Source organism: Streptomyces sp. NPDC053541, from assembly GCF_044544705.1.
Classification (GTDB): domain Bacteria; phylum Actinomycetota; class Actinomycetes; order Streptomycetales; family Streptomycetaceae; genus Streptomyces.
This window is the reverse complement of record NZ_JBITXM010000007.1, coordinates 223,866-241,159: the sequence shown is the minus strand read 5'-3', so window position 1 is coordinate 241,159 and position 17,294 is coordinate 223,866. Positions and strand designations below refer to the sequence as shown.

14 protein-coding genes are annotated in these 17,294 nt (G+C 74.6%); 4 read left to right on the top strand and 10 right to left on the bottom strand.

Translation table 11 applies throughout. The features are described from left to right. Positions 1–1,276, bottom strand: a 1,276-nt coding sequence (locus tag ACIGW2_RS19720) for an acyl-CoA dehydrogenase family protein (RefSeq protein ID WP_399844696.1), incomplete at its 3' end; no start/stop codon positions are given. Between the two features lie 186 nt (positions 1,277–1,462). Here ACIGW2_RS19720 and ACIGW2_RS19715 point away from each other — a divergent pair. Next, the gene (locus ACIGW2_RS19715; RefSeq protein ID WP_399844694.1) at positions 1,463–3,124 is read left to right on the top strand and encodes an AMP-binding protein; all 1,662 of its coding nucleotides are present in this window, start codon (positions 1,463–1,465) and stop codon (positions 3,122–3,124) included. 4 nt (positions 3,125–3,128) lie between these two features. Continuing rightward, the gene (locus ACIGW2_RS19710) at positions 3,129–3,932 is read left to right on the top strand and encodes a PaaX family transcriptional regulator C-terminal domain-containing protein (RefSeq protein WP_361580829.1); all 804 of its coding nucleotides are present in this window, start codon (positions 3,129–3,131) and stop codon (positions 3,930–3,932) included. Positions 3,933–3,972: 40 nt separating this feature from the next. On the opposite strand, the gene ACIGW2_RS19705 is transcribed toward ACIGW2_RS19710, so the two are convergent. The 4 genes from ACIGW2_RS19705 to ACIGW2_RS19690 all read right to left on the bottom strand — a co-directional run bounded on the left by ACIGW2_RS19705 (position 3,973) and on the right by ACIGW2_RS19690 (position 8,272). Next, positions 3,973–4,362 carry a VOC family protein gene (locus ACIGW2_RS19705; protein ID WP_356068304.1) on the bottom strand — a complete coding sequence of 130 codons (390 nt, stop codon included), beginning with the start codon at positions 4,360–4,362 and terminating at the stop codon, positions 3,973–3,975. Continuing rightward, positions 4,359–4,661: a metalloregulator ArsR/SmtB family transcription factor gene (locus ACIGW2_RS19700; RefSeq protein WP_356068302.1), complete on the bottom strand. Its 303-nt coding sequence runs from the start codon at positions 4,659–4,661 to the stop codon at positions 4,359–4,361. The genes ACIGW2_RS19705 and ACIGW2_RS19700 overlap by 4 nt, the downstream gene beginning before the upstream one ends. Before the next feature lie 66 nt (positions 4,662–4,727). After that, positions 4,728–6,971 (bottom strand): bifunctional salicylyl-CoA 5-hydroxylase/oxidoreductase, encoded by a 2,244-nt coding sequence (locus ACIGW2_RS19695; RefSeq protein ID WP_399844913.1) that lies wholly within the window; start codon positions 6,969–6,971, stop codon positions 4,728–4,730. Between the two features lie 473 nt (positions 6,972–7,444). After that, positions 7,445–8,272 (bottom strand): enoyl-CoA hydratase family protein, encoded by an 828-nt coding sequence (locus tag ACIGW2_RS19690; RefSeq protein ID WP_399844691.1) that lies wholly within the window; start codon positions 8,270–8,272, stop codon positions 7,445–7,447. Between the two features lie 301 nt (positions 8,273–8,573). Between ACIGW2_RS19690 and ACIGW2_RS19685 the strand changes: the two genes are divergently transcribed. Continuing rightward, positions 8,574–9,041 (top strand): ATP-binding protein, encoded by a 468-nt coding sequence (locus ACIGW2_RS19685; protein ID WP_399844689.1) that lies wholly within the window; start codon positions 8,574–8,576, stop codon positions 9,039–9,041. A 33-nt stretch (positions 9,042–9,074) separates the two neighbouring features. Here ACIGW2_RS19685 and ACIGW2_RS19680 read toward each other — a convergent pair whose 3' ends face one another. After that, complete coding sequence (locus ACIGW2_RS19680; protein WP_399844687.1) at positions 9,075–9,953, bottom strand: MBL fold metallo-hydrolase; 879 nt, start codon at positions 9,951–9,953, stop codon at positions 9,075–9,077. Between the two features lie 82 nt (positions 9,954–10,035). On the opposite strand from ACIGW2_RS19680, the gene ACIGW2_RS19675 reads away from it, so the two are divergent. Continuing rightward, positions 10,036–10,551, top strand: a complete 516-nt coding sequence (locus tag ACIGW2_RS19675) for a MerR family transcriptional regulator (protein WP_399844685.1) — start codon at positions 10,036–10,038, stop codon at positions 10,549–10,551. Here the strand turns inward: ACIGW2_RS19675 and argF are convergent. The 4 genes from argF to ACIGW2_RS19655 all read right to left on the bottom strand — a co-directional run bounded on the left by argF (position 10,548) and on the right by ACIGW2_RS19655 (position 17,211). Further along, positions 10,548–11,558 (bottom strand): ornithine carbamoyltransferase, encoded by a 1,011-nt coding sequence (argF, locus tag ACIGW2_RS19670; RefSeq protein WP_356061030.1) that lies wholly within the window; start codon positions 11,556–11,558, stop codon positions 10,548–10,550. The two genes, ACIGW2_RS19675 and argF, sit on opposite strands and share 4 nt — an antisense overlap. A 150-nt stretch (positions 11,559–11,708) precedes the next feature. Beyond that, complete coding sequence (locus ACIGW2_RS19665; RefSeq protein ID WP_391653507.1) at positions 11,709–12,941, bottom strand: arginine deiminase; 1,233 nt, start codon at positions 12,939–12,941, stop codon at positions 11,709–11,711. A 122-nt stretch (positions 12,942–13,063) separates the two neighbouring features. Further along, positions 13,064–15,643 (bottom strand): polynucleotide kinase-phosphatase, encoded by a 2,580-nt coding sequence (locus ACIGW2_RS19660; RefSeq protein WP_399844682.1) that lies wholly within the window; start codon positions 15,641–15,643, stop codon positions 13,064–13,066. Further along, entirely contained in the window at positions 15,640–17,211 is a 1,572-nt protein-coding gene (locus ACIGW2_RS19655; protein WP_399844680.1) for a 3' terminal RNA ribose 2'-O-methyltransferase Hen1, read from the bottom strand. The genes ACIGW2_RS19660 and ACIGW2_RS19655 overlap by 4 nt, the downstream gene beginning before the upstream one ends. Positions 17,212–17,294: the final 83 nt, after the last annotated feature.

The window sequence follows — 17,294 nt, the reverse complement described above, 5'->3', positions numbered from 1 at the left end:
CGCCCGCTGCGGAATCCGGGCCGGGGGCCGTTCCCGGGCCGGGGCCCGGCTCCGAGCCAGAAGCAGAATCCAGGCCATCCGCGGAATCCCGGCCGCGGGCGGAATCCGCATCCGGGGCGGCAGCCCCGGCAGTGGCCGCCGCCCGGTACAGCTCCTTCGCGATGATCGTGCGCTGCACCTCCGTCGCGCCCTCGTAGATGCGGGGCGCGCGGACCTCGCGGTAGAGGTGTTCGAGCAGGTGGCCGCGTTGCAGGGCGCGGGCGCCGTGCAGCTGGACGGCGGCGTCCACGACGTACTGCGCGGTCTCCGTCGCGAGCAGCTTCGCCATGGCGGCACGGCGCGGGACGTCCGGGTCGCCCCGGTCGTACGCCTCGGCCGCCGCGTAGACGAGGAGCCGCGCGGCCTCGGTGCGGGTGGCCATCTCGGCGACCTGGTGGGCGACGGACTGGAGGTCGGCGAGGACGCCGCCGAAGGCGGGGCGGGCGGCGGTGTGCGCGAGGGTGGCGTCCAGGGCGGCCTGGGCCATGCCGACGGCGAAGGCGCCGACGCTGGGCCGGAACAGGTTGAGGGTGTGCATGGCGACCCGGAAGCCGTGTTCGGGCTCCCCGAGGACGTCCTCGGGCCCGACCCGTACGCCGTCGAAGACCAGGGTGCCGAGGGCGTGCGGGGCCAGCATGTCGAGCGGTTCGCCGCCGAGGCCCGGGCGGTCGCCGGGGACGAGGAAGGCGGTGACGCCCCGGGCGCCGCGCCCGCTCTCACCCGTCCGGGCGAACACGGTGACCACGTCCGCCTCGGGCGCGTTCGAGATCCAGGACTTCTGCCCGTACAGCCGCCAGCCCGCTCCCTCGGCGCCCCCGCCCGGCCCCGGTTCCGGTACGGCCTCCAGGGCGAGCGCGGCGGCGTCGGAGCCGGCGCCCGGTTCGGAGAGGGCGAAGGCGGCGACCGCGCGGCCGGCGGTGACCTCGGGGAGCCAGCGGGCGCGCTGCGCGGGCGTGCCGCGGGCGGCGATCGGGTGGGCGCCGAGGCCCTGGAGGGCGAGCGCGGTCTCCGCTTCCGTGCAGGCCCGGGCCAGGGACTCGCGCATCAGGCAGAGGTCGAGCGCGCCCGAGTCGAAGAGCCGGGCGATGAGGCCGTGGGCGCCGAGGGCGGCGACCAGGGGGCGGTTGACCCGGCCCGGTTCGCCCTTCTCGGCGATCGGGCGCAGGTGCTCGGCGGCCAGCGCGCGCAGCTCGGCACACCAGGTGGACTGTTCGGGATCGAGCGAGAATGCGGCCATCGGGGCCCTCTCCGGCGAGCCCGCCGCCGACCGCCGGGGCGGTGACGGACGAGCGGCTGTATCGCGAACCGTTGACTGTCGTCACCATCACGATACGCTCGTGGAGCGGCGGTCGACCCCCTCCCGACCGCCGGAAGGTCCACCCCAGCACCTCTCCGACGATCCCACCGACAGGGGGACGGACGCATGGAGCTGACGCCCTCGGCGCACCAGGACACCTTCGCGCGCGACCATCTGCCGCCGCCGGAACAGTGGCCGCGCCTTCTCTTCGACCTGCCCTCCCTGGCCTACCCGGACCGGCTCAACTGCGGGCGGGAGCTGCTCGACCGCACGGTGGAACGGTGCGGCGCCGGCCGCGAGGTGTTCCGGGACGGCGAGGGCGGGGCGTGGACGTACGGGGAGCTGCGCGAGCGGGTGGACCGGATCGCCCACGTCCTCACCGAGGACCTCGGCGTCCTCCCCGGCAACCGGGTGCTGCTGCGCGGCCCCACCACCCCCTGGCTCGCCGCCTGCTGGCTCGCCGTGATGAAGGCGGGCGCGATCGCCGTCACCGTGCTCGCCCAGCAGCGCGCCCGCGAGCTGGCCGTGATGTGCGAGATGGCCCGGTGCAGCCACGCGCTGTGCGACTGGCGGGCGCTCGACGAGCTGGTGCGGGCCGAGGTGCCGGGGCTGCGGATCACCCCGTTCGGCGGCGAGGGGCCGGAGGACCTGCTCAGTCTCGCCACCGGCAAGCCCGACCGCTACGAGGCGGTGGAGACCGCCGCCGACGACGTGGCGCTGATCGCCTTCACCTCCGGCACCACCGGGCGCCCCAAGGGCTGCATGCACTTCCACCGGGACGTGCTCGCCACCGCCGACACCTTCTCCGCGCACGTCCTGCGCCCGGAGCCGGACGACGTCTTCGCCGGCTCCCCGCCGCTCGGCTTCACCTTCGGCCTCGGCGGGCTCGTCGTCTTCCCCCTGCGGGCCGGGGCGCGCGCGGTCCTGCTCGAACAGGCCGGGCCGCAGCAGCTGCTCACCGCGATCGACCGGCACCGGGTCTCGGTCCTCTTCACCGCGCCGACCGCCTACCGGGTGATGCTGGACGAGCTCGCCAAACCGGGCCACGACCACGACCTGGGCTCGCTGCGCCGCTGCGTCTCGGCCGGCGAGAACCTCCCGGCCGCCACCTGGGAGGCCTGGCGGGAGCGGACCGGCCTGGAGCTGATCAACGGCATCGGGGCGACCGAGCTGCTGCACATCTTCATCTCCGCCGCCGACGGCGCGATCCGCCCCGGCACCACGGGGCGGCCGGTCCCGGGCTGGCAGGCCCGGATCGTCGGTCCCGGCGGCGAGGACGGGGAGCTCAAGGAGCTCCCGGACGGCGAGGAGGGGCTGCTCGCGGTGCGCGGCCCGGTCGGCTGCCGCTATCTCGCCGACCCGCGCCAGAGCGAGTACGTACGGGACGGCTGGAACCTCACCGGCGACACCTACGTCCGCGAACCGGACGGGTACTTCCGCTACGTCTCGCGCGCCGACGACATGATCATCTCTGCCGGGTACAACATCGCCGGACCGCAGGTCGAGGAGGCGCTGCTGGCCCACCCCGACGTGGTCGAGGCGGCCGTGGTCGGCCGGCCCGACGAGGTGCGCGGGCAGGTGGTCGTGGCCTACGCGGTGGTACGGGACGGGGTGCCGCGCGACGGCTCGACGGCCGCGGCGCTGCGCGCCTTCGTCCGGGACCGGCTCGCCCCGTACAAGTCCCCGCGCGAGATCGTCTTCCTGGACGCCCTGCCGCGCACCGCGACGGGCAAACTGCAGCGCTTCCGGCTCCGGGACGACGAGGCCGGAGCCGGACCCCTAAAGTGATCACGTGGCCGAGCAGCACACTCCCCGATCCCTGATCGTCTCGCTCTACGGCGCGTACGGCCGGTCGCCGGACGGCGCGCCGCTCGCGGTGGCGGAGCTGATCAGGCTGCTCGGCGTGCTCGGCGTGGACGCGCCCTCGGTGCGCTCCTCGGTGTCCCGGCTCAAGCGGCGCGGACTGCTGCTGCCGGGCCGGACGGCGGAGGGCGCCGCGGGCTACGCGCTCTCGGACGACGCCCGGATGCTGCTGGACGACGGCGACCGCCGGATCTACGCCCGCGACGAGCCCCGGCTCGCCGACGGCTGGGTACTGGCCGTGTTCTCGGTGCCCGAGGCCGAGCGGCACAAGCGGCACCTGCTGCGCTCGCGGCTCGCGCGCCTGGGCTTCGGCACGGCCGCGCCGGGCGTGTGGATCGCGCCGGCCCGGCTGCACGAGGAGACCCGGCACACCCTGGAGCGCCTCGACCTCGCCCCGTACGTGGAGCTGTTCCGCGGCGACCACCTGGGCTTCGCCGCGACGGCGGAGGCGGTGGCGCGCTGGTGGGACCTGCCGTCCATCGCCAAGCTGCACGAGGAGTTCCTGGACGCCCACGAGCCGGTGCTCCGCGCCGGGCCGCCGGCCACGCCGGAGGAGGCCTACCGGGCGTACCTGCTCGCCCTGGACTCCTGGCGCCGGCTGCCCTACGCGGACCCGGTGCTGCCGCTGGAGCTGCTCCCCGAGAACTGGCCGGGGACCCGCTCGGCGCAGGTCTTCCTCGCGCTGCACGAGCTGCTGCACGCGCGCGGCGCGGAGTTCGTGCACCCGTCCTGAGGGCCCGACCGGGGCGGGGCGGGGGGCCGAGCCGTGGGCCTCAGTCCTTGTACTCGGCGATCTGGAGCAGGTTGCCGCAGGTGTCGTCGAGGACCGCCGTGGTGACCGGGCCCATGTCCGTGGGCTGCTGGGTGAAGCGGACGCCGAGCGCGCTGAGCCGGGCGAACTCGGCGTGCACGTCCTCGACGGCGAAGGAGTTCACCGGGATGCCGTCGGCGGTCAGGGCGTCCTGGTAGGCCTTGGCGGCGGGGTGCTCGTTGGGCTCCAGGACCAGCTCGACGCCGTCGGGGTCCTCCGGCGAGACGACGGTGAGCCAGCTGTGGCCGCCGAGCGGGACCTCGGTCTTCTTCACGAAGCCGAGCACCTCGGTGTAGAAGCGCAGGGCCTTGGCCTGGTCGTCGACGAAGACGCTGGTCAGGTTGATCCTCATGGGGTGCTCTCCGGGGGGTCGGGCCTGAGCCACCGGGTCACGATGCGCTCGAGCGGCTCGGTGTTCAGGTCGTGGAACTTGTAGCGGCCCTCGCGCCGGGTCCTGACCAGGCCGGCGGCCTCCAGGACGGCGAGGTGCTGACTGACTCCCTGGCGGGAGAGGCCCAGCCGGTGCCGGGTGGCCAGCCGCGCGCATATCTCGAAGAGGGACTGGCCGTCCCGCTCCGCCAGCTCGTCCAGGACGATCCGGCGGGTGGGGTCGGCCAGCGCCTTGAAGAGTTCCTCGTCGTCGTCCGCCACTCCCCCACCATAGGCAAGTGACGACTTGCCTATCAAGTGGATCACCGCCGGGTGGGTGGGGCCGCCTCAGACGTCCTTCCGGCCCGTCGGCGGGCGCCGGCTGCCCGCCCGGTACGGCGCGGGCCACGGCGCGCCAGGCCCCTCGTAGCCCTGTTCGGCGGCGGCGTGCAGGGTCCAGTGCGGGTCGTAGAGGTGGGGGCGGGCGAGGGCGCAGAGGTCGGCGCGGCCGGCGAGCAGCAGGGAGTTCACGTCGTCCCAGGAGGAGATCGCGCCGACCGCGATGACCGGGACGCCGAGCGCGGCGCGGATCCGGTCGGCGTACGGGGTCTGGTACGAGCGCCCGAACTCGGGGCGCTCCTCGGGGACGACCTGGCCGGTGGAGACGTCCAGGGCGGCGGCGCCGTGCTCGGCGAAGGCGCGGGCGATCTCCACGGCGTCCTCGGCGGTGGTGCCGCCCTCGGCCCAGTCGGTGGCGGAGATCCGGACGGTGAGCGGCCGGTCGGCCGGCCAGGCGTCCCGTACCGCGTCGAGGACTTCGAGGGGGAAGCGCAGCCGGCCGGCGAGGTCGCCGCCGTAGGCGTCGGTGCGGTGGTTGGTGAGCGGGGAGAGGAAGCCGGACAGCAGATAGCCGTGGGCGCAGTGCAGTTCGAGCAGGTCGAAGCCGGCCCGGGCGGCCCGGCGGGCGGCGGCGGCGAACTCCTCGCGGACGGCGGTGAGTCCGGCCCGGTCCAGGGCCTGCGGGGTCTGGTTGACGCCGGGGCGGTAGGGCAGCGGGGAGGCGGCGACCAGCGGCCAGTTGTCGGCGGGCAGCGGCTGGTCGATGCCCTCCCACATGCGGCGGGTGGAGCCCTTGCGGCCGGAGTGGCCGAGCTGGACGCCGATCGCGGTGCCGGGGGCCCGCTCGTGCACGAAGGCGGTGATCCGGGCCCACGCCGCGGCCTGTTCGTCGGTCCACAGGCCGGTGCAGCCGGGGGTGATCCGGCCCCGTTCGCTCACGCAGACCATCTCGGTCATGACGAGGCCGGCGCCGCCGAGGGCGCGGGCGCCGAGGTGGACCAGGTGGAAGTCGCCGGGGACGCCGTCCTCGGCGACGTACAGGTCCATGGGCGAGACCACCACCCGGTTGCGCAGGGTGAGGTTGCCGAGCCGGAAGGGGGTGAACATCGGCGGGGTGCCGGGCGGGCAGCCGAACTCGGCCTCGACGGCGGCGGTGAACGCCGGGTCGCGCAGCCGCAGGTTGTCGTGGGTGACCCGGCGGCTGCGGGTGAGCAGGTTGAAGGCGAACTGCTTCGGCGGACGGTCGAGTTGTCCGGCGAGCTCCTCGAACCAGCGCAGGCTCGCGGCGGCGGCCCGCTGGGTGGACTCGACGACGGGGCGGCGCTCGGCCTCGTAGGCCGCCAGCGCGTCGGGGAGGCGGGGGTGCCGGTCCACCTGGGCGGCGAGCGAGACGGCGTCCTCGACGGCGAGCTTGGTGCCGGAGCCGATGGAGAAGTGCGCGGTGTGGGCGGCGTCGCCGAGGAGCACGGTGTTGCCGTGCGACCAGCGGGCGTTGACGACCGTGCGGAAGGCGGTCCAGGCGGAGTTGTTGGAGCGCAGGGCGCGCCCGTGCAGGGCCTCGGCGAAGATCTTGGCACAGCGGGCGGCGGACTCGGCCTCGTCCAGCTCGGCGAAGCCGGCGGCCCGCCAGACCTCCTCGCGCATCTCCACGATCACGGTGGAGCTGTCGGCGGAGTACGGGTAGGCGTGCAGCTGCATCACGCCGTGCTCGGTCTCGGCGATGTCGAAGCGGAAGGCGTCGAGGGCGAAGTCGGCGGCGAGCCAGATGTAGCGGCAGCGGTGGGTGGTGAGCACGGGCCGGAAGACCTCGGCGTGTGCCTCGCGAGTGCGGCTGTGCACGCCGTCGGCGGCGACCACCAGGTCGTGGGTGGTGGCGAGTTCGGCGGCGGGCGGGGCCTCGGTGCGGAAGCGGAGCCGTACGCCGAGCTCGGCGCAGCGGGCGTGCAGGAGCTCCAGGAGCCGGCGGCGGCCGAGTGCGGCGAAGCCGTGGCCGGTGGAGGTGAGCAGATGGCCGCGGTGGGCGATGTGGATGTCGTCCCAGCGCACGAGTTCGCGGCGGAGCGCCGCGTGGACGACCGGGTCGGCGTCCTCGATGCCGCCGAGGGTCTCGTCGGAGAGGACCACGCCGAAGCCGAAGGTGTCGGTGGGGGCGTTGCGCTCCCAGACGGTGATCTCGCGCTCCGGGTCGCCGCGTTTGAGCAGGGCGGCGGCGTAGAGCCCGCCGGGCCCGCCGCCGATGACGGCGACGCGCAGCGGCCGGCCGGCTGCGGGGCCGGGCTTCGACCCAGGGCCGGGGGCGGGGCCCGGGCCGGGGGCGGGCTTCGGTCCAGGGCCGGGGCCAGGGGCGGACTTCGGGACAGGGGCGGGCTTCGGGCCGGGGCCGGGGCCGGGAGCGGACTTCGGGCCGTTGCCGGAGCCGGGAGCCGGGACGGGGACGGCGGCGGAGCCGGGAGCCGGGACAACGGCGGGGCCGGGGCCGGGAGCCGGGACAACGGCGGGGCCGGGGCCGGGGCCGGGCTTCAACCCAGGGCCGGGGACGGGAGCCGGGACGGGGCCGGGGGCGGGAGCCGGGACGACGGCGGGGCTGGGAGCCGGGACGACGGCGGGGCCGGGGCCGGGGCCGGGCTTCAACCCAGGGCCGGGGACGGGAGCCGGGACGGGGCCGGGGGCGGGAGCCGGGACGGCGGCGGGGCCGGAGGCCGGGTCGGCGGCGGGGGGCACGGCGGTCACCGGCCCCGCCACTTGGCGGGGCGCTTCTCGGTGAAGGAGGCGTGGAACTCCGCGTAGTCCGCGCCGTGCATGAGGAGCGCCTGGGTGGCGGCGTCCATCTCGACGGAGGCGGCGAGCGGCATGTCGAGCTCGGCGGTGAGCAGCGCCTTGGTCTGGGCGTGCGCCAGAGCGGGGCCCTCGGCGAGGCGGCGGGCGAGCAGCGCGGCGCGCTCGTCGGCGGCGCCCTCCTCGGTGAGTTCGCTGATCAGGCCGATGCGTTCGGCCTCGGCGGCGCCGACCGGGTCGCCCAGCATGAGGAGGCGGGTGGCGTGCCCGAGGCCGACCACCCGGGGCAGCAGATAGGCGGCGCCCATGTCGCCGCCGGAGAGCCCGACCCGGGTGAAGAGGAAGGCGAAGCGGGCCGTGGGGTCGGCGACCCGGAAGTCGGCGGCGAGGGCGAGCACGGCCCCGGCGCCGGCGGCGACCCCGTGGACGGCGGCGATCACCGGGAACGGGCACTCGCGCAACGCGCGGACGGTCTGCCCGGTCATCCGGTTGAAGTCGAGCAGCTGCGCGGTGTCCATGGCGAGGGTGGCGCCGATGATCTCGTCGACGTCGCCGCCGGAGCAGAAGCCGCGCCCCTCGCCGCCGAGGACGAGGGCGCGGACGGCACGCTCCCGGGAGAGTTCGGCGAGCAGGTCGCGCAGGTCGGCGTAGGCGCCGAAGGTGAGCGCGTTCAGCTTCTCGGGGCGGGCGAGGGTGATCGTGGCGACCCCGTCGTCCACGGTCAGGCGCAGGTGCCGCCAGCGTTCGGTGCGGGTCGCGGAGCCGGTGAAGGGGCTCATCCGGGAGGACCTCCCTGTCGTGTGCACGTAGCGGTACGGCATCACCCGACGAGGGTATCACTCGCATGTGACTGTCGTCACGAGCACGCGATAAGCCGGTCCGGATGCGGGCGGGAGCGGGGTCCGCCGAAGGTCCGGGACCCTGGTCCGGACCACAGCGGACGACCGCCTCTGTATCCAGATTTTCAGCTCCGTAAGGTTGAAAGCAGGACGTCACCCCCCACGCCACCCATTCCCCACGCCCCCCACGCCCCGCCCCTTCGCGTCCCCCACCCCCACGAACCGTCCGAACGGAACCCCCGTGTCCGAAGCGTCCCGAGCGTCCGCCCCCTCCTGGCGGGTACGGCTGCCGCACACCACGGCCGCCGTGCCGATCGCCCGCGCCCTCGTCCGTACCGCCCTCACCGCCGTCGAGGGCCCCGAGCGGGCCGCCGCCGACCGTGACACGGCCGAGCTGCTGACCGCCGAACTGGTCGCCAACGCCGTGCGGCACACCCCGGGCGACGAGCCGATCGAGCTGGTCGTCGAGCTGCTGCCGGCCCCCGGCGGCTGCCAGATCGAGGTCCACGACGACCGGCCGCCGGCGCCCGGCGAGCCGGCCTGCTCCGATCCGGCGGTACCGGTCGACCCCTGGCAGGAGCACGGCCGGGGGCTGCTGCTGATCCGCGCGCTGAGCAGCGACTGCGGTCACCGTCCGACGGCACACGGCAAGGCGGTCTGGTTCACGCTCCCGGCGGTGCCGGCGCAGCGCCGCCGGAACGCGGACTGAGGGCGGGCCGGACCGGGCCGGCGCCAAGGCGCCTCAGGCGACTTCGGCGGCTCCGGCGGCTCCGGCGGCTCCGGCGGCTCCGGCGAGGCGGGCGTACTCCCAGGGGTCGTGGGCCGAGAAGACCTCGACCCGGTCCCCGTGTTCGCGGACCAGCTCGCGCAGCCGGGCCTGGGTGCCGAGCCGCAGGTCGCGGTGGACCTCGGAGCCGGTCTGGACGACGTCCAGGAGCGGGTGGGGCTCCTTGGCGTCCCCCATCTCGCGGTGGTAGTAGTACGCGTCGCCGCAGTGCAGCAGCCAGCGGTCGCCCCGGTCGACGGCGATCCCGGTGTGCCCGGCGGTGTGCCCGCCGAGCGGGACGAGCCGGAACTCCGGCGGCAGCCCGCGCGGCCGGAACGAGCCGAAGCCGAACCAGTCCTCCGGGGCCCGGACATGGTTTCCGGCGCCGCCTTCGGCTCCGGTGCCGCTTGCGTACGTGACCCAGCGGGGGCCGTGCGCCCAGTGGGCCGGGCGGTAGCGCCCGCTCGCGGTCCCGGCGTGCGCGGCGGCGAGCTCGTCGGCGAGGACGTGGACGTCGGCGTCGGGGAAGTCGGGAAGGCCGCCGCAGTGGTCCACGTCCAGGTGGGTCAGCAGGATGTGGCGCACGTCGGAGGGGTCGAAGCCGAGCCGGGCGACCTGCCGGACCGCGGTCTCGTCCTCGTCGAGCACCGGCGCGGCCATCTCGATCCAGTCCGCGCCGAGGGTCCCCTCGGGATCGCGGACGTCGCCGAGCCCGAGGCCGGTCTCGACCAGGACCAGGCCGTCGCGGTCGGTCTCCACGAGCAGGCAGTGGTTGACGGCGGGCGCGGCGGCGGGGCCGTCGTAGGTGGCGTCGATGGTGCGGACGGAGCCGCAGTTGAGGTGATGGATCTTCATGACGACTAGGCTGCGACGTGAAGCGCGCTTCAAGTCAAGGCCGCGCACGGACGCGCTCACGCGCACGCTCTGGGGAGGCCGAGTGCCCGACGAACCGCCGCTGGACGAACCGCCCCTGCTCGACATCGGCGAGGTCGCCCGGCGCTCCGGGCTCGCGCCCTCGGCGCTTCGCTTCTACGAGAAGAAGGGGCTGATCGCCCCCGAGGGCCGCAACGGCCTGCGCCGCACCTACCGCCCGGAGGTCCTGGAGCGCCTCGGGCTCATCACCTGCGCGCGCAGCGCGGGTCTGCCGGTCGCCGAGATCGGGCGCTTCCTGGCGGCCGGCCCGTCGGACGGGGACCTGCGGGCCCGGATGAGCGCCCGGGCCGAGGACCTGGACGAGCAGATCGGCCGCCTGACGCGGCTGCGGGACAGCCTGCGGCACGCGGCCGTCTGCACGCACGAACCGATCGTCGACTGCCCGGACTTCCGGCGCGCGATCGGCAACGTGGCGACGGGGCCGGAGGCCGTGGGCGCCTGCGCGGAGGGCACCGGCACTGGCACGGGCATCGACACCGGCACCGGCACCGGCACCGGCACCGGCACCGGCACGGGTTAGGCGACCGGGTCGCCCATCGTCGCGACCATGACGGCCTTGATGGTGTGCATCCGGTTCTCGGCCTCGTCGAAGACGACCGAGTGCGCCGACTCGAAGACCTCGTCGGAGACCTCCAGCTCGGTCAGCCCGTGCCGGGCGTGGATGTCGCGGCCGACGGCGGTGCCGAGGTCGTGGAAGGCCGGCAGACAGTGCAGGAACTTCACGTCGGGGTTGCCGGTGGCGCGCAGCACGTCCATGGTCACCGCGTACGGGCCGAGGGCGGCGATCCGCTCGTCCCAGACCTCCTTGGGCTCGCCCATGGAGACCCACACGTCGGTGGCGACGAAGTCGGCGCCGCGCACGCCCTCGGCGACGTCCTCGGTGAGGGTGACGCGCGCGCCGCTCGCCTCGGCCAGGCGGTGCGCCTCGGCGACGACGGACTCGGCGGGCCAGTACGCCTTGGGCGCGACGAGCCGGACGTCCATGCCGAGCAGGGCGCCGGTGATCAGGTAGGAGTTGCCCATGTTGAAGCGGGCGTCGCCGAGGTAGGCGAAGGTCGTCTCGTGCAGCGGCTTGGCGCAGTGCTCGGTCATGGTGAGGACGTCGGCGAGCATCTGGGTGGGGTGCCAGTCGTCGGTGAGGCCGTTGAAGACCGGCACGCCGGCGTGGGCGGCGAGCTCCTCGACGGCGGCCTGGCTGTCGCCCCGGTACTCGATGCCGTCGAACATCCGGCCGAGCACACGGGCGGTGTCCTTGACGGACTCCTTGTGCCCGATCTGCGAGCCGGAGGGGTCGAGGTAGGTGGTGGCGGCGCCCTGGTCGGCGGCGGCGACCTCGAAGGCGCAGCGGGTGCGGGTGGAGGTCTTCTCGAAGATCAGGGCGATGTTCCGGCCGCGCAGCCGCTGCACCTCGGTGCCGGCCTTCTTGGCCGCCTTGAGTTCGGCGGCGAGCGCCACCAGGCCGCGGAACTCCTCGGCGGTGAAGTCCAGCTCCTTGAGGAAGTGGCGGCCGATGAGGTCGGTGGCCATGGGGCGCTCCTGGGTTACGGTCGGGGACGCGAGGGGTCGGGGGTCCTGCGTCGGGCGCGTACGAGACCCTGGAAGTCTATACGCAATTCAGCATTCTTATACATACCCCTGTCCCGAACCCCTCGCCGCCGACGTCGGCGACGACGACGCTCAGACCGCGTCCCGCTCCACCGGACAGCTCATGCAGCGCGGACCGCCCCTCCCCCGGCCCAGCTCGCTGCCCGGGATCTCGATCACCTCGATGCCCTGCTTGCGCAGATGCGTGTTGGTGGTGACGTTGCGCTCGTACGCGACGACGACGCCGGGCTCCACGGCGAGCACGTTGCACCCGTCGTCCCACTGCTCGCGCTCGGCCGCGTGCACGTCCTGGGTCGCGGTGAGCACCCGGATGTCCTGGAGGCCGAGCGCCGCCGCGATGGCGCTGTGCATCTGCTCCGGCGGGTGGTCGGTGACCCGCAGGGACTGCCCTTCGTCGCCGGGCTCGATGGTGTACGAGCGGAGCATGCCGAGGCCCGCGTACTGCGTGAAGGTGTCCCCGTCCACCATCGTCATCACCGTGTCCAGGTGCATGAAGGCCCGGCGCTTCGGCATGTCCAGGGCCACGATCGCGCGGGCCGAGCCGGCCGCGAACATGCCGCGGGCCAGCATCTCCACCGCCTGCGGGGTGGTGCGCTCGCTCATCCCGATGAGCACGGCGCCGTTGCCGATGACCAGGACGTCGCCGCCCTCGATCGTCGACGGGTAGTCGGCCTGCCCCTCCGACCAGTGGTGGAAGCCGCCCGCCTCCGGGCCGGTGAACAGCGGGTGGTGCTTGTAGATCGCCTCGAAGTGGACGGTCTCGCGCTGCCGGGCCGGCCAGCGCATCGCGTTGATCGACACCCCGTCGTAGATCCAGGCGGAGGTGTCCCGGGTGAAGAGGTGGTTCGGCAGCGGGCCGAGTACGAAGTCGTCGAGGTCGAGGGCGTGGAACCGCACCGAGGTCGGCTCGCGGTGCCCCGCCAGGAACTCCCGCTTCGTCATCCCGCCCACCAGCGCCTCCGCAAGGCCCGCGGCGTCCAGCGAGTCGAAGGCCGCCCGCAGGTGGTCGGCCGCCAGCGGCCCGTACTCCTTCTCGTCGAAGACCCGGTCGAGGACCAGCGTGCGGGCCGCGGGCACGTCGAGGACCTCCCGCAGCAGATCCCCGAACAGATGCACCTCCACCCCGCGGTCGCGCAGCACGTCCGCGAACCCGTCGTGCTCCTGCCGGGCCCGGCGCACCCACAGCACGTCGTCGAAGAGCAGGGCGTCCTTGTTGGTCGGGGTGAGCCGCTTCAGCTCCAGATCGGGCCGGTGCAGGATGACGCGGCGCAGCCGCCCGGTCTCGGAATCGACATGGAATCCCATGCGCCCATCCTGGCGGAGCGGGACGCCTCGCGCGTGGTACTCGGCGTGTCAGGGGTGAGGACGCCAGGGCGCGGGCCGGCCCCGAGGGGCCGGCCCGCGCGGGCACCGGTTCCCCGCCCGGATCACAGGCGCGGGTCGACCGGCTCCGATTCCAGGGCGAGGACGGCGAAGACGGCCTCGTGGACGCGCCAGAGGGGCTCGCCGGTGGCGAGGCGGTCGAGGGCTTCCAGGCCGAGGGCGTACTCGCGGAGCGCGAGGGAGCGCTTGTGGCCGAGGAAGCGCTGGCGCAGGCGCTCCAGGTTGTCCGGGCGGGTGTACTCCGGACCGTAGATGATCCGCAGGTACTCGCGCCCGCGGACCTTGACGCCCGGCTGCACGGGCCGCCCGTCCCGGCCGGTGGCCACGGCCGCGAGCGGCTTGACGACCATGCCCTCGCCGCCGGCGGCGGTCAGTTCCCGCCACCAGTCGACACCGGCCCGTACGGAGACCTCGTCGGACGGGTCGACCACGAGCCGCCGGGTGACCTGGAGCAGACCGGTCGGGTCGTGCTCGACGAGCCGGTCGAGCCAGGCCAGCTGCCGGTCGTGCGGTACGGCGGCCAGCGAGCGCCCGCGCGCCGCGAGCACCTGGAAGGGCGCGAACCGCACGCCGTCCAGGCCCTCGGTGGGCCAGCAGTAGCGCCGGTACGCCTCGGTGAACGCCGCCGCGTCCGCCGCCCGCTCCCGCTGCCGGTCGAGCAGCGCGTCGACCCCGGGCACCCCGCGCGCCGCCGCCTGTTCGAGCGCCGTCAGCGCGCTGGGGAAGACCGCCCGCGAGGCGGCGCCGACCGCCGCGTACTGCGAGCGCAGCAGCCCGGTCGACTTCAGCGACCACGGCATCAGCTCCCCGTCGAGCAGCAGCCAGTCGGTGTCGAGCTCTTCCCACAGCCCGGCCGCGCCGATCGCCGCGCGCAGCCGCGCGAGGACGAGTTCGGTGGTGGCCGGGTCGTCGAAGAACGGGCGTCCGGTACGGGTGTGCAGGGTGCCGGTCACCCCGTCCGCCGCGGCCACGCCGAATCGTTCCGCCGCCACGGCCGCGTCACGGCAGACGAGCGCGACGGCCCGCGACCCCATGTGCTTCTCCTCGCACACGACCCGCCCGACCCCGTCGGCCGCGTACTGCGCGAACGCCTCCGCCGGGTGCTCCAGGAAGCCGTCCACCGTCGAGGTGGCGGTCGGCGCCATGGTCGGCGGCAGGTAGGCCAGCAGCCGCGGGTCGACCGCGAACCGGCTCATGACCTCCAGGGCCGCGGCCGCGTTCTCCTCGCGCACGGCGACGTTGCCCATCAGCCGGGTCTCCACGATCCGGCGCCCGTGCACGTCGGCCAGGTCGAGCGGCCGGCCCTGGTGCCCGCCGGGCGCCTCGGACGCCAGCGGCTTCACCGGCTCGTACCAGACCTTCTCCGCCGGTACGTCGACCAGTTCCCGCTCCGGCCAGCGCAGCGCGGTCATCCTCCCGCCGAACACCGCGCCGGTGTCCAGGCAGAGGGTGTTGTTGATCCAGGACGTGTTCGGCACCGGCGTGTGCCCGTACACCACGGTCGCCCGGCCCCGGTACTCCTCCGCCCACGGGTAGCGCACCGGCAGCCCGAACTCGTCGGTCTCGCCCGTGGTGTCCCCGTACAGCGCGTGCGAGCGCACCCGCCCCGAGGTCCGGCCGTGGTACTTCTCCGGCAGACCGGCGTGGCAGACGACCAGCTTGCCCTCGTCGAGGACGTAGTGGCTGACCAGCCCGTCGATGAAGGCGGCCACCTCGGCGCGGAACTCCGCCGGCTCGCGCTCCAGTTGCTCGATGGTCTCGGCGAGCCCGTGGGTCCGCTGCACCGCGCGGCCGCGCAGCCAGCGCCCCAGCTTGTTCTCGTGGTTTCCGGGCACGCACAGCGCGTCCCCGGCCGCCACCATGCCCATCACGCGGCGCAGCACGCCCGGGCTGTCGGGGCCGCGGTCGACCAGGTCGCCGACGAAGACGGCGGTGCGGCCCTCCGGGTGGTGCCCGTCCACGTACCCCAGCTTCGCGAGCAGCGTCTCCAGCTCGGAGCGGCAGCCGTGCACGTCACCGATGATGTCGAAGGGTCCGGTGAGGTGCCGCAGGTCGTTGAACCGCTTCTCCAGGACGACCTCGGCCGCGTCCACCTCCGCCGCGCCGCGCAGCACGTGCACCTTGCGGAAGCCCTCGCGCTCCAGGCCCTTGAGCGAGCGGCGCAGCTCGCGGCGGTGCCGCTGGACGACGTGGCGCGGCAGGTGCGCGCGGTCGGGGCGGGCGGCGTTGCGCGCTGCGCAGACCTCCTCGGGCAGGTCGAGGACGATCGCGATCGGCAGCACGTCGTGCTCGCGGGCCAGCTGTACGAGCTGCCGGCGCGCCTCGCGCTGCACGTTGGTGGCGTCGACGACGGTCAGGCGTCCGGCCGCGAGCCGCTTCCCCGCGATGTAGTGGAGGACGTCGAAGGCGTCCTTGCTGGCGCTCTGGTCGTTCTCGTCGTCGGCGACGAGGCCGCGGCAGAAGTCGGAGGAGACGATCTCGGTCGGCTTGAAGTGGCGCCGCGCGAAGGTGGACTTGCCGGAGCCGGTCGCTCCGACGAGGACCACGAGGGAGAGGTCGGTGACGGGCAGCACGCGCCGCCGCCCGGTCTCGGGGGCGGTGGTGCCGTCGCTGTTCTCGGTCATGCCGCGTCCTCCTTCGTGGTGTCGGTGGTGCTGGTGGTGTCGCTGGCGTCAGTGGTGTCGGTCGGGCTGGTGGTGTCGGTGGTGTCGTTCGGGCTGGTGGCGCTTGTGCGGGCGTGCGCGTCGGCGCGGGTGAAGACCGCCATCTGGGTGGGCGGCCCGACCTCCGGGTCGTCCGGGCCTACGGGGGCGAACTCGACCCCGTACCCGTGACGGGCGGCGACGGCCCCGGCCCAGGCACGGAACTCCTCGCGGGTCCACTCGAAGCGGTGGTCGCCGTGCCGGACGTGCCCGGCGGGCAGCGACTCCCAGCGCACGTTGTACTCGACGTTCGGGGTCGTCACGACCACCGTGCGGGGCCGGGCGGCGCCGAACACCGCGTACTCCAGCGCGGGCAGCCGGGGCAGGTCGAGGTGCTCGATCACCTCGCTCAGCACGGCCGCGTCATAGCCGGTCAGCCGCTTGTCGGTGTACGTGAGGGAGCCCTGGAGCAGCTTCACGCGCGCGGCCTGCCGCTCCCCCATCCGCTCCAGGCGCAGCCGGCGGGCGGCGACGGACAGGGCGCGGGCGGAGACGTCGACACCGACGACCTCCGTGAAGCGCACGTCCTTGAGGAGCGCCTGCACCAACTGCCCCTGCCCGCAGCCGAGGTCGAGCACACGGGCCGCGTCGGCGGCGCGCAGCGCGCCGAGGATGGCCGCGCGGCGCTGCTCGGCGAGCGGCACCGGCCGTTCCTCGGTGTCGGTCGTCTCGTCGACGGCGTTGTCGACGTCCTCGACGTCCAGTCCGTCCGCTTCGGCGAGCCGCACCAGTTCCAGGCGCTCCAGACGCTCGGTGGCCTCGCGGGTGAGGCCCCAGCGGCGGGACAGGTAGCGGCTGGTGATGAGGGCGCGGTCGGGGTGGTCGGCGAGCCAGCCGTCGCCGGCGCGCAGCAGCTTGTCCACCTCGTCCGGGGCGACCCAGTAGTGCTTGGCGTCGTCGAGCACCGGGAGCAGCACGTACAGCTGGTTCAGGGCGTCCGCGAGCCGCAGCTCGCCCTCCAGGACGAGCCGGACGTAACGGGAGTCGCCCCAGGCGGGGAACTCCGGGTCCAGCGCGATCGGTTCGGCGGCCACACGGCTCCAGCCGAGCGGCCCGAACAGGCGCGACACCAGCTCCGGCCCGCCCCTGGCGGGCAGCACCGGCACCTCGACGCGCAGCGGCAACGGCTCGGCGGCCCGCTCCGGGAGCGCGGCGCAACTGCCGTGCAGGGCGCTCTTGAAGACCTTGGCGAGCGCGACGGCGAGCAGCGAGGAGGCCGCGTACGGGCGGTCGTTCACGTACTGCGCGAGCGCCGCGTCCGGCGCGCCGCCGCGCCCCTTCCCCTTGCCGCGCCGCACCAGCGCCACGGGGTCCACGTCGAGCAGCAGCGCGGCCGTGCAGCGGTCCGCGCCGGCCTCGGGATAGAGGACGTGCGCGGTGCCGTGCGCGGTCGTGAAGGACTGCGCCCTGCCGGGATGCTTGTGCAGCAGAAAGCCCAGGTCAGTGGCGGGTTTGTCGACGGTTCCGGTGGTGCTGATGGTCAGGAGCATGCGCTCAAGGATGACCTCGGGCGCGGCTCCGCCACAACGCATTTCACGCGGGCCGGTCGGTGCGGTGCAGGCCCTGGCCCTGA

What these genes read in the sequence shown, in the direction of transcription:
- ACIGW2_RS19665 (WP_391653507.1), bottom strand. Translation starts at nt 12,941, where the DNA reads ATGGGATTCCATGTCGATTCCGAGACCGGGCGGCTGCGCCGCGTCATC.
- ACIGW2_RS19705 (WP_356068304.1), bottom strand. Translation starts at nt 4,362, where the DNA reads ATGAGGATCAACCTGACCAGCGTCTTCGTCGACGACCAGGCCAAGGCC.
- ACIGW2_RS19660 (WP_399844682.1), bottom strand. Translation starts at nt 15,643, where the DNA reads ATGACCGAGAACAGCGACGGCACCACCGCCCCCGAGACCGGGCGGCGG.
- ACIGW2_RS19715 (WP_399844694.1), top strand. Translation starts at nt 1,463, where the DNA reads ATGGAGCTGACGCCCTCGGCGCACCAGGACACCTTCGCGCGCGACCAT.
- ACIGW2_RS19690 (WP_399844691.1), bottom strand. Translation starts at nt 8,272, where the DNA reads ATGAGCCCCTTCACCGGCTCCGCGACCCGCACCGAACGCTGGCGGCAC.
- ACIGW2_RS19680 (WP_399844687.1), bottom strand. Translation starts at nt 9,953, where the DNA reads ATGAAGATCCATCACCTCAACTGCGGCTCCGTCCGCACCATCGACGCC.
- argF (WP_356061030.1), bottom strand. Translation starts at nt 11,558, where the DNA reads ATGGCCACCGACCTCATCGGCCGCCACTTCCTCAAGGAGCTGGACTTC.
- ACIGW2_RS19655 (WP_399844680.1), bottom strand. Translation starts at nt 17,211, where the DNA reads ATGCTCCTGACCATCAGCACCACCGGAACCGTCGACAAACCCGCCACT.